Annotated in this window: 9 protein-coding genes; 7 read left to right on the top strand and 2 right to left on the bottom strand. The window is 72.1% G+C overall.

The genetic code is table 11. The features are described 5' to 3' along the window. Positions 1–111 precede the first annotated feature (111 nt). The gene (locus ESO86_RS04855) at positions 112–2,052 is read left to right on the top strand and encodes an ABC transporter ATP-binding protein (RefSeq protein ID WP_422836474.1); all 1,941 of its coding nucleotides are present in this window, start codon (positions 112–114) and stop codon (positions 2,050–2,052) included. An 18-nt stretch (positions 2,053–2,070) separates the two neighbouring features. Here ESO86_RS04855 and ESO86_RS04850 read toward each other — a convergent pair whose 3' ends face one another. Next, complete coding sequence (locus tag ESO86_RS04850; protein ID WP_207207017.1) at positions 2,071–2,760, bottom strand: DUF305 domain-containing protein; 690 nt, start codon at positions 2,758–2,760, stop codon at positions 2,071–2,073. Then, entirely contained in the window at positions 2,757–3,428 is a 672-nt protein-coding gene (locus tag ESO86_RS04845) for a DUF3105 domain-containing protein (protein WP_129233748.1), read from the bottom strand. Before ESO86_RS04845 ends, ESO86_RS04850 begins: the two co-directional genes overlap by 4 nt. A 215-nt stretch (positions 3,429–3,643) precedes the next feature. Here ESO86_RS04845 and ESO86_RS04840 point away from each other — a divergent pair, with 215 nt between their 5' ends. The 6 genes from ESO86_RS04840 to ESO86_RS04815 all read left to right on the top strand — a co-directional run. Next, positions 3,644–5,164, top strand: coding sequence for a sugar porter family MFS transporter (locus ESO86_RS04840; RefSeq protein WP_129233747.1), 1,521 nt, complete (start codon positions 3,644–3,646; stop codon positions 5,162–5,164). 178 nt (positions 5,165–5,342) lie between these two features. Next, positions 5,343–6,710: a cystathionine beta-synthase gene (locus ESO86_RS04835; RefSeq protein WP_129233746.1), complete on the top strand. Its 1,368-nt coding sequence runs from the start codon at positions 5,343–5,345 to the stop codon at positions 6,708–6,710. 12 nt (positions 6,711–6,722) lie between these two features. Next, positions 6,723–7,883 (top strand): cystathionine gamma-synthase, encoded by a 1,161-nt coding sequence (locus tag ESO86_RS04830; protein ID WP_129233745.1) that lies wholly within the window; start codon positions 6,723–6,725, stop codon positions 7,881–7,883. Between the two features lie 126 nt (positions 7,884–8,009). Continuing rightward, positions 8,010–9,371 (top strand): APC family permease, encoded by a 1,362-nt coding sequence (locus tag ESO86_RS04825; protein WP_242492207.1) that lies wholly within the window; start codon positions 8,010–8,012, stop codon positions 9,369–9,371. A gap of 112 nt (positions 9,372–9,483) precedes the next feature. Continuing rightward, positions 9,484–10,314, top strand: a complete 831-nt coding sequence (locus tag ESO86_RS04820) for an aldo/keto reductase (RefSeq protein ID WP_129233744.1) — start codon at positions 9,484–9,486, stop codon at positions 10,312–10,314. Between the two features lie 108 nt (positions 10,315–10,422). Next, on the top strand, positions 10,423–11,838 hold a 1,416-nt coding region (locus ESO86_RS04815), incomplete at its 3' end, for an MFS transporter (protein ID WP_242492206.1).

Raw genomic sequence — 11,838 nt, 5'->3', positions numbered from 1 at the left:
CCGGCTCCCGCCGCATCGTCCGTCAGCGCCGTCGTCACGCCGTCGGCGAACGCGCGCCTGCTCGCCGCGGCGGGCGGCCGACCCGTCGGCGGGCCAGCCTAGGCTCGATGCATGAGCATGCACGCGAGCTCCCCGGGCGGGCAGTCGGGGCGGATGGGCAAGCCCCGCACCCGCATCAGCGGGGCCGACGAATCGGCGCAGCGCGCCGAGAACGCGGAGGCGCCGAAGATCCCGCACCTCATGCGGCGCATCGCCGAGCTGTTCGCCCCGCACAAGGGCGCACTCACGGCCACGATCGTGCTGGTGCTCGTGGGCGCCGCGCTGAGCGTCATCCCGCCGCTGCTCACCGAGCGGGCCTTCGACGAGGGGCTGTTCCCGGTCGGCGCCGACGGGCAGGTGATGGGGCCGAACCTGCCGGTCCTCACCACGATCGTCGTCGCGATGCTCGCCGTGTTCATCGTGTCGTCGCTCCTCGGCGTGTGGCAGACCTGGCTCACCGCGACCGTCGGCAACCGGGTGATGGGCGCGCTCCGGGTGCGGATGTTCACGCACCTGCAGCGCATGGAGCTCAGCTTCTTCACGCGCACCAAGACGGGCGTCATCCAGTCGCGGCTGCAGAACGACGTCGGCGGGGTCGCATCCGTCCTCACGAACACGGTCTCGAGCGTCCTCGGCAACACCGTCACCGTGCTCGCCGCGTTCGTGGCCATGCTGCTGCTCAACTGGCAGCTCACGCTCATCGCGTTGTTCCTGCTGCCGGTCATGGTGATCGCACAGCGCCGCGTCGGGCAGGTGCGCGCACGCATCGCGGCGAAGACGCAGGAGTCGCTCTCGGAGATGACGGCGATCACGCAGGAGACGCTGTCGGTGTCGGGCATCCTGCTCTCGAAGAGCTTCACGCGGCAGCGCAGCGAGATCGCGCGCTACAGCGACGAGAACGAGAACCAGATCGCCCTGCAGGTGCGGCAGCAGATGACGGGCCAGTGGTTCTTCGCCATGGTCGGCATCTTCATGTCGGCGATCCCCGCGATCGTGTACCTCGCCTCGGGCTGGCTCATCGCGGGCGGCACGACCGACATCTCGCCGGGCACGATCGTGGCGTTCACGACGGTGCAGGCGCGCCTTCTGTTCCCCCTGATGGCGCTGATGCGCGTCGCGCTCGACCTGCAGACCTCGGGCGCGCTCTTCGCGCGCATCTTCGAGTACCTCGACCTGCGGCCGGCCATCACCGATGCGCCCGGCGCGCGGCCGGTGCCCGAGGCGACGGCGACGGATGCCGCGGGCCGGCCGATCCTCGGCCGCGTCGAGTTCGACCGCGTCGCGTTCCGGTACCCCGACGCCGACCACGACGGCCGGCCGACCCTCGACGACGTGTCGTTCACGATCGAGCCGGGCCAGTACGCGGCGTTCGTCGGGCCGAGCGGCGCGGGCAAGACGACCGTGTCGTACCTCGTGCCGCGGCTCTACGAGGCGACCGGCGGTGCCGTGCGCTTCGCGGGCGTCGACGTGCGCGACCTCGAGCACGAGTCGCTCGTGTCGAACATCGGCATCGTGAGCCAGGAGACCTACCTGTTCCACGCGTCGATCGCCGAGAACCTGCGGTACGCGAAGCCCGAGGCGAGCGACGAGGAACTGGAGGCCGCGGCGCGCGCGGCGAACATCCACGAGACGATCGCGTCGTTCCCCGAGGGCTACGACACCGTCGTGGGGGAGCGCGGCTACCGCCTCTCCGGCGGCGAGAAGCAGCGCATCGCGATCGCCCGCGTGCTGCTGAAGGACCCGGCCGTGCTCGTGCTCGACGAGGCCACGAGCGCGCTCGACACGATCAGCGAGCGCGTGGTGCAGGCCGCGCTCGACGACGCCTCGCGCGGCCGCACGACGATCGCGATCGCGCACCGGCTCTCGACGGTCGTGTCGGCCGACGTGATCTTCGTGGTCGTCGCCGGCCGCATCGCCGAGCGCGGGACGCACGCCGAGCTCATCGCGCAGGGCGGCGTCTACGCCTCGCTCTACCGTGAGCAGGCCGAGCGGCCCGAGGTGCCCACCGCCTGATCCGGCGGCGGAGCCGCCTCAGGAGCGCTCGGCGAGCATGTCCTCCATCAGGGCGATCTCGGCCTGCTGGCTCAGGATGATCGACTCGGCCAACGACACGACGACGGGGTAGGTCGAGCGCTCCAGCACGGCCTCCGCCATCACGACCGCGCCCTCGTGGTGGGCGATCATGAGCTCGAGGAACCTCCGCTCGGCCTCGACGCCGTCGAGTTCGCGGAGCTCGGCGACCTGCTCGGGCGTCGCCAGCCCGGGCATGGGCTCGCCCGGCAGGTGCGCGGCCTCGCCCGACCCGTCGGCGGAGTCGTGCCCGTCGTGCGAGCTCCCGTCGGCGACGGGCCGGGTCATCCACGTCATCGACGGCTCGGAGCCCGCCTGCGGCAGGCCCCACTCGGCGAGCCATCCGTACATCTGCCCGGACTGCTGCGCCTGCGCGGTCGCGATGTCGTAGCCGAGCAGTCGCACGTCGGGGTCGTCGGTGGCGTCGCGCACGATCATCGCGAGCTCGACGCCCTGCTGGTGGTGCACCTGCATGTCGCGGGCGAAGCCCGCCTCGGCGCTCGTGGTCGACGGGGTCTCCTCGCCGAGCGTCGAGAGCCGCCCGATCGCGAAGGCCGCACCGGCGACGGCGATGAGGGCGACGGATGCCGCGAGCACCACCGCCCAGCGGCCGACGCCGGAGCGCGGCCGCTCGTCGTGCTCCGCGCTCACGCGACCTTGCCGGGGCCGTCGATCGCGCCGGTGCAGGCGGCGCCGGGCTCGGGCACGTTCTGGCTCTGCCAGTACTCCTCGAGGTAGTCCTCGATGCGCGGGTCGTCGACGCCGTCGGCCTGGAGCTGCGAGTTCCAGCCGCTCAGCACGACCGGCGACGGAAGGCCGTCGAACGGCGACAGGATGACGTAGGTGCTCGGCAGCTTCGACCGCAGCGTCGAGATGTCGTCGTCGGAGAGGGCCTCGGGGTCGTACGTGACCCAGATCGCGCCGTGCTCGAGCGAGTGCACGGCGTTCTCGTTCGGCACGGGCTCCTCGTAGACCCCGCAGTTCAGCCACGCGGGGTTGTGCTGGCCGCCCGCGGGCGGCGTCTGCGGGTACTCGACGACGCCCTGGACGTGCTCGGAGGCGTTCTCGAACGTCTCGACGCCCTCGATCTCGGTGCCGTCGCCGCCCGCGGTGTAGTTCGCCGCACGCGGCGTGAGCACGATGGACGTCACGACGAGGGCGACGATCGCGACGGCGACGCCGATGGAGCTCCAGATCGCGATGAGGCGGTTCCGCTTCATGCGCGCCTCGCGCTTGCGGTACGCCTCGAGCTTGCGCTCGCGTTCCGCGGCGCGCTGCTGCTTGACGGTGGGCTTCTTTCCGGGCTGGGTCGCGCTCACGCGGGGGCCTTCCTCGAGCGGGGGTTGGAACGGTCGGAACGGCGGGGATCCGTGGTCCTCTATACGAACGTATCGGGCTGGGAGAACGCCGTCACCTGTGCGCCGCCGTCGACGCGCGCCGACGTGGGACTAGCATGCGAATCGAGCCGGCGGGGGCGACCGCGTGCGGACCGATCGAGCGGTCCGGGTCGGAGGTCGGCGGGGGAGGTCGACCCATGAGCGAGGACATCGACGAACCGGCGGTCGACGCCGCCGGCGGGCCTCACGACGAGGCCGACGCGGGTCGCGGACGCGGCCTGAACCGGCGGGTCGTCGCCCTCGCCGTCGCGGGCGCCGTCGGCGGCTTCCTGTTCGGCTTCGACTCCTCGGTGGTGAACGGCGCGGTCGACGCGATCGAGCAGGAGTTCGGCCTGTCGGCGGGACTCACGGGCCTCGCGATCGCGAGCGCGCTGCTCGGCTGCGCGGTGGGCGCGGAGCTCGCGGGCCGTCTCGCGGACCGGTTCGGTCGCATCCCGGTGATGATCCTCGGCGCGAGCCTGTTCCTCATCTCGGCGATCGGCTCCGGCCTCGCACTCGGCGTGTGGGACCTCATCGTCTGGCGCGTGATCGGCGGCATCGGCATCGGCATCGCGTCGGTCGTCTCGCCCGCCTACATCGCCGAGATCTCGCCGAGGCGCGCCCGCGGGCGGCTCGCGTCGCTGCAGCAGCTCGCGATCGTCTTCGGCATCTTCACCGCCCTGCTCTCCGACGCGGTCTTCGCGTGGGCCGCCGGCGGCGCCGCCGAGCCCTTCTGGCTGGGACTCGACGCCTGGCGCTGGATGTTCCTCGCGGGCATCGTCCCGAGCGTCGCGTACGGCCTCATCGCGTTCTCGCTGCCGGAGTCGCCGCGCTTCCTGATGCGCGTGGAGAAGGAGGACGAGGCGCGGGCCGTGCTCCAGCGCATCCAGCCCGGCGAGGTGGAGCGCGCGGTGCGCGACATCCGGAACACCATGAAGGCGGACGACGAGGCGAAGCAGACGAAGGGTGCGCTGCGCGGGCCCGTGTTCGGCCTCCGCGGCATCGTCTGGATCGGCATCCTGCTGTCGGTGTTCCAGCAGTTCGTCGGCATCAACGTGATCTTCTACTACTCGACGACGCTCTGGAGCGCGGTCGGCTTCGACGAGTCCAACGCCTTCGCGATCAGCGTGTTCACGTCGATCACGAACATCCTGGTGACGTTCGTCGCGATCGCGCTCGTCGACCGGGTCGGCCGTCGTCCGCTGCTGCTCGTCGGGTCGGCGGGCATGGCGGTCTCGCTCGCCACGATGGCGCTGGCGTTCGGCAACGCCAGCGGCTCGGGTGAGGACATCACCCTCCCGGGCGCCTGGGGCCCGACCGCGCTCGTGGCGGCGAACCTCTTCGTCGTGTTCTTCGGCTTCTCGTGGGGCCCGCTCGTGTGGGTGCTGCTCGGCGAGATCTTCCCGAACCGCATCCGCGCTCGCGCGCTCGGCCTCGCCGCGGCGGCCCAGTGGATCGCGAACTTCGTCGTGACGGTCACGTTCCCGCTCCTCGCGAACACGTCGCTCCTGCTGACCTACGGCATGTACGCGACCTTCGCCGCGCTCTCCTTCTTCTTCGTGCTCGCCAAGATCCCCGAGACGAACGGGATGTCGCTCGAGGAGTCGGACACGCTGCTGCCGCCGAGGGGCTCCGCGCGGCGGCGCGCGACGACCGGTGCGGACGCGACCGGCAGCTGAGCCGGTGCGGGCGAGGTGGGTGCCGACGGGCTGCCACGAGGCATCCGTCATTCGCTAGGCTGGCCGCGTGAGCCTCTCGTGCCGGTGTTGTCGTCGCTGAACGCGCGACCCCTTCCCTCGCGTCGGGCGCCGAACGGGCGCCCCTCGACGCAACCGACACCAAGGAACGAATAGCGGAATGAAGTACGCAGCCCACATCACCGACCTCGTCGGCAACACGCCGCTCGTCAAGCTCAACCACGTCACCGAGGGCGTGACGGATGCCACGGTGCTGGTCAAGCTCGAGTACCTGAACCCGGGCGGCTCCTCCAAGGACCGCATCGCGCGCAACATCATCGACGCGGCCGAGCGCGAGGGCAAGCTGAAGCCCGGCGGCACGATCGTGGAGCCCACGTCGGGCAACACGGGCGTCGGCCTCGCGCTCGTGGCGCAGGAGCGCGGCTACCGGTGCGTGTTCGTGTGCCCCGACAAGGTGTCGGAGGACAAGCGGAACGTGCTGCAGGCGTACGGCGCCGAGGTCGTCGTCACGCCGACCGCGGTGGCGCCCGATAGCCCGGAGTCGTACTACGGCGTCTCCGACCGGCTCGCCCGCGAGATCCCGGGTGCGTTCAAGCCCGACCAGTACTCGAACCCCAACGGCCCGCTCTCGCACTACGAGACGACCGGTCCCGAGATCTGGCGCGACACCGACGGCACGGTCACGCATTTCGTGGCGGGCGTGGGCACGGGCGGCACGATCACGGGAACCGGCCGCTACCTCCGCGAGGTCTCCGGCGACACGGTCCGGATCATCGGCGCCGACCCGGAGGGCTCGGTCTACTCGGGCGGCACGGGGCGGCCCTACTTCGTCGAGGGCGTCGGCGAGGACTTCTGGCCGACCGCGTACGACCCGAGCGTGCCGCACGAGATCATCGCGGTCAGCGACACCGAGTCGATCGAGATGACGCGGCGCCTCGCGCGCGAGGAGGGCATCCTCGTGGGCGGGTCGAGCGGCATGGCCGTCGTCGCGGCGCTGAGGGCCGCGGCATCCGCCGGCCCCGACGACGTCTTCGTGGTGCTGCTCCCCGACTCCGGGCGCGGCTACCTCGGCAAGATCTTCAACGACAAGTGGCTGCGCGCCTACGGCTTCGGCAACGCGCCCGCGGGGCACACGATCCGCGACATCCTCGCGGCGAAGGCCGACCGCACCGCCCCGTTCGTCTACGTGCACCCGAACGACACGGTGCGCGAGGCGATCGACCGGATGACCGAGGCCGGCGTCTCGCAGCTCGTCGTGCTCTCCGCCGAGCCGCCCGTCGTGCTCGGCGAGGTGGTCGGCGCGCTCCACGAGGACGAACTGCTGGACCAAGTGTTCTCGGGCCGCGCGAAGCTCACCGACGAGGTGTCGGCGGTGGTCGGCGATCCGCTGCCGCTCATCGGCGTCAACGAGCCCGTCGCGACCGCGCGCCAGGCGTTCGGCGAGGCGCCCGCGATGCTCGTGACCGACGGCGGCAAGGCGCTCGGCGTGATCACGCGCACCGACCTGCTGACCTACCTCTCCTCCTGAAAGGCCGGAACGATGCACCACGACGCAGGCTTCGACACGCGGGCGATCCACGCGGGCCAGGAGTTCGATCCCACGACCGGGGCCGTGATCCCGCCGGTCCACGTGACCTCGACGTACGCGCAGGACGGCATCGGGGGCCTCCGGGGCGGGTACGAGTACTCGCGCGGCGGCAATCCGACCCGTACCGCGCTCGAGACCCAGCTCGCGGCGATCGAGGGCGGCATCCGCGGCCTGTCGTTCGCGTCGGGCCTCGCGGCGGAGGACGCGCTGCTCCGCACCGTGCTGCAGCCGGGCGACCATGTCGTCATCGGCGATGACGTGTACGGCGGGACGCACCGGCTCATCCGCCGGATCTTCGGCGACTGGGGCGTGCGTCACTCGACGGTCGACACGAGCGACCTCGACGCGGTGCGCGCCGCGATCGAGCTCGGCACCACGAAGGTGCTCTGGGTCGAGACGCCGTCGAACCCGCTCATGAAGATCTCCGACATCGCGGCGCTCGCCGAGCTCGGCGACGAGGCGGGCCTCACGGTCGTCGTCGACAACACGTTCGCGAGCCCCGCGCTCCAGCAGCCGGTCTCGCTCGGCGCGCACGTGGTCATCCACTCGACCACGAAGTACCTCGGCGGCCACTCCGACGTGGTGGGCGGTGCGCTCGTGTTCGCGCCCGGCCAGGAGGAGCTCGCCGAGCGCGTCGGCTTCACGCAGTTCGCCGCGGGGGCGGTCTCGGGCCCGTTCGACGCGTTCCTGACGACGCGCGGCATCAAGACCCTGGGCGTGCGGATGCAGCGGCACAGCCAGAACGCGCTCGCGATCGCCCGGCGGCTCGACGAGCATCCCGCGGTCGCCCGCGTGCTCTATCCGGGCCTCGAGTCGCACCCCGGCCACGCGCTCGCCGCGAGCCAGATGTCGGGCTTCGGCGGCATGGTGTCGATCGACCTGGCGGGCGGCGGCGCGGCCGCGCGCCGGTTCGCGGAGTCGACCGAGCTCTTCACGCTGGCCGAGTCGCTCGGCGGCGTCGAGTCGCTCGTGAACTACCCGTCGGAGATGACGCACGCGTCGGTGAAGGGCACCGAGGCCGAGGTGCCGGAGTCGATCGTGCGCCTGTCGGTCGGGATCGAGGACGTCGACGACCTGCTCGCCGACATCGACGCGACGCTCGGGCGCGTGTAGCGCGACCCGCGGCGCCGGCACTGCGGCGTCGACACCGCGGCGCCGGCGGGTGACGCTGGCAGGATTTCAACGAACGATGTCTTGCCTGCCAGCGCGCGCGGCGGCGGCATCCGGCACGATGTTCTCGTGAGTACGAGAACCCTGGACATCGCGCCCCCGGTCGGCCGCGCCGCACCGCATCACGGCCGGCTGGGTCTCGTCCAGGGCACGGCCCTCTACGTCGCGAGCGTCCTCGGCACCGGCATCCTCGTCCTCCCCGGCCTCGCCGCGCAGGTCGCCGGCCCCGCCTCGATCCTGGCCGTCGCGGCGGTGCTCGTGCTGTCGATCCCGCTCGCGGGCACCTTCGCCGCGCTCGCCTCGCGATTCCCCGACCCCGGCGGCGTGGCCAGCTACGTCCGCCGCGTGCTCGGCCCGACCGCGGCCCGCATGACGGGGTACTGGTTCTTCTTCGGCGTCTGCGTCGGCGCACCCGTCGTCGCCATCCTCGGCGGCGAGTACGTGGTCGCGGTGCTCGGCGTCGACCGCGCCGCCGTGCCGATCATCGGATTCGCGGTCTTCCTGCCGCCGCTCATCGCCAACTGGTTCGGCGTGCGCGTCGCCGGATGGGTCCAGTTCGTGCTCACGGGCCTGCTGCTCGCGGTCGTCGTGGGCGTCGTCGCGGTCACCTTCCCGGCAGCGGACGCCGCGAACTTCACCCCGTTCCTCCCGAACGGCTGGGGTGGGGTCGGCGTCGCCATCAGCCTCTTCGTCTGGGCGTTCGCCGGATGGGAGGTCGGCACCCACATCGCCGGCGAGTTCCGCGACCCGCGCCGCATCATCCCGATCGCGACGGGCATCGCCATCGCGGTGGTCGGCCTCGGCTACCTCGCGCTGCAGTTCGCGACCGTCGCCGTGCTCGGCGACCGGGCGGGAACCAGCCAGGTGCCGCTGCTCGACCTCGTCGAGACGACGGCGCCGGGCATCGGGTCGGTCCTCGTCGCGATCGTCGCCGCGATCGTCACCGTCGGCGTCCTGAACGCCTACCTGCCCGCGTTCGGCAAGCTCGGCGCCGCGCTCGGCCGCGACGGCGACCTGCCCCGGTACTTCGCGAAGGGCGCCGAGGACGGCGCGGTGCCCCGCCGGGCGCTCGCCCTGACCGGGGCGCTCATCGTCGTCTACTTCGTCCTGATGCTCTGGAACGAGCTCGACCTGACGGGCTTCATCCTCATCCACACGAGCAACATGGTCGCGATCTACGCCGCCGGCATGCTCGCCGCGACGCTCATCCTCCGGCGGTTCTCGCTCGGCTGGTGGCTCGCGATCGTCGCGACGGTGCTCACCGCGGGCCTGCTCCTGCTCGCATGGCAGAACCTGGTCATGCCGATCGTGCTGGCCGCGGCATCCGTCGTCGTCACGATCGTGCGCCGGGTGCGGGCGCGGCGCACGCCCCCCGTCGGGGACGGGGCCGCGGCATCCGTCGTCCCGGCCGACGTCGAGGTCGTGCCCTAGCGGCGGTCGAGGCCGGATCTTCGGCGCCCGAGGCGGCGGTTCGGCTGGGAATCGGCGCGGATGCCGCAGTTCGGCTGGCATGTGCGACCCGTCCCGGGGGAGGATGGACCGCATGACTGCCCACGCGTACGCGCTCGCCGACGGCAACACGATCCCCGCGATCGGGCTCGGAACGTACGGGTTGAACGACCAGTCGGGGGTCGACGCGATCGCCTCGGCGATCCACGACGGCTACCGGCTCATCGACACGGCGTACAACTACGGCAACGAGGAGGTCGTCGCCGAGGCGATCCGCCGTGCGGAGGTCGATCGCAGCGACCTGTTCGTCACGACCAAGCTGCCCGGACGCCATCACGGCGTCGACGAGACCCTCGCGAGCTTCGAGCAGTCGCGCAAGCGCCTCGACCTCGACTGGGTCGACCTCTACCTGATCCACTGGCCGAACCCGAAGCGCGACCGGTACGTCGACAGCTGGCGCTCGATGATCAAGCTCAAGGAGCGCGGCGTCGTCCGGTCGATCGGCGTCTCGAACTTCACGCCCGCGATGCTCGACCGCCTCTCCGCCGAGACCGGGCTGATGCCCGTCGTGAACCAGGTCGAGCTGCACCCCTACTTCCCGCAGGCCGAACTCCGCGCCTACCACGCCGAGCACGCGATCCGCACCGAGAGCTGGAGCCCGCTCGCCAAGCGCACCGAGCTGCTCGCCGAGCCGGTCATCGTCGAGATCGCCGAGCGGCACGGGTCGACGCCCGCCCAGGTCGTCCTGGCCTGGCACCTCGCGCTCGGCGCCGTGCCGATCCCGAAGTCCGCGGACGCCGAGCGGCGGCGCGAGAACCTCGACGTGTTCGACCTGGAGCTCGAGGCGGGCGAGGTCGAGGCGATCTCCGGACTCGAACGCGGGCGCATCTGGGGCGCCGACCCCGACACGCACGAGGAGATGTAGCCCTCGACGGGAGGGCGTCCGGTCCCGCCCGCACGATGGCGGCTTCGCGCCGATCGACGACCGGTTCCGGCGCAGCGGATGCCGGCGGGCGGACGTAGGCTCGATCAGGTGACCGACCGCTCCACCCCCGTTCCGTCCGACGACGCCGTCCCCGCCGGGGGCGTGTTCGCGGCGGAGTGGCGGTGGCTCTCGCTCGGCATGTTCGCGCTCATCTTCCTCGCCGCGTTCGAGGTGCTCGCGGTGACCACGGCGATGCCGATCATCGCGGCCGACCTCGACGGCGAGGGCCTCTACGCGCTGGCCTTCTCGGTTCCGCTCGCGGCCGGCGTCGTCGGCATGGTCGTCGCGGGCAACTGGAGCGACCGCTCCGGTCCGCTGCCGCCGCTGCTCGCGGCCGGCGGGCTGTTCGTCGTCGGGCTCGTCATCGCTGGGCTCGCGCCCACCATGCCGGTGCTCGTGCTCGGGCGGCTCGTCCACGGCATCGGAGGTGCGGCGGTCATCGTGCCGCTGTACGTGATCGTGGCGCGCGTCTACCCCGAATCGGTGCGGGCACGCGTGTTCGCGGGCTTCGCTGCGGCGTGGGTCATCCCCTCGATCGTGGGGCCCACGGTCGCCGGATACGTCGCCGAGCACCTCGACTGGCGCTGGGTGTTCCTCGGCGTGATCGCGCTCGTGCTGCCCGCCGCGCTCATGATGCTCGCGCCCCTCCTGCGGGTGCTCGACCGGGTGCAGGGCGACCCGAACGTGCCGTGGAGCGGCCGCCGGGTCGGCTGGTCGGTGCTCGCCGCGGCCGCCGCGCTGGGGGTCAGCCTCGCGGCCGAGTTCGACGAGCCCTGGCGGTGGATCGTGGCGGTCCTGTCGATCGCGGGCGCCATCGTCGCGGTGCGCCCGCTCCTCCCGGTCGGCACGCTGCGCGCCGTGCGCGGCATCCCCGCGACCGTGCTGATGCGGGCGATCGTCGCCGGCGCGTTCTTCGGCGCCGAGATCTACCTGCCGAAGATGCTCATCGAGCGCTACGACCTTCCCGCCGGCCTCGCCGGCGCCGTGCTCACCGGCGCCGGCCTGTCGTGGGCGGCCGCATCGTGGCTGCAGGGGCGGCTGGACCCGCGGCTGTCGAACACCGAGGTCGTGCGCATCGGGGCGCTGACGCTCGCGATCGCGCTCGCCGGCGTGCTCGCGATCGCGCTGCTCTCCTGGCCGCCCGTGGCGGTGTTCGTCGCATGGACGATCGCGGGTGCCGCGATGGGCTTCATGTACCCGCGCTTCTCCGTGGCCGTGCTCGAGCAGTCGCCGCAGTCCGTGCAGGGCTTCAACAGCGCAGCGCTGACCATCGGCGAGTCCTTGGGCGGCGCTGCGGCGCTCGCCGTCACCGCACTCGTGGCGAGCGTGGCATCCGCCGGTGCATTCGCCCCCGAGTTCGCCGTGACCGCCGCGATCGCCGTCGTCGGAGTGCTGCTCGCCTCGCGCGTGCGCCCGCCCGATGGGTGGCGACGGCGCGCCGAGGGCGCCGAGACGCCGGCGGGC

This window comes from Agromyces binzhouensis, assembly GCF_004135055.1.
In the GTDB taxonomy this organism is placed as follows: domain Bacteria; phylum Actinomycetota; class Actinomycetes; order Actinomycetales; family Microbacteriaceae; genus Agromyces; species Agromyces binzhouensis.
The sequence above is the reverse complement of the archived record's forward strand: the minus strand, read 5'-3'. Positions and strand labels throughout refer to the sequence as shown.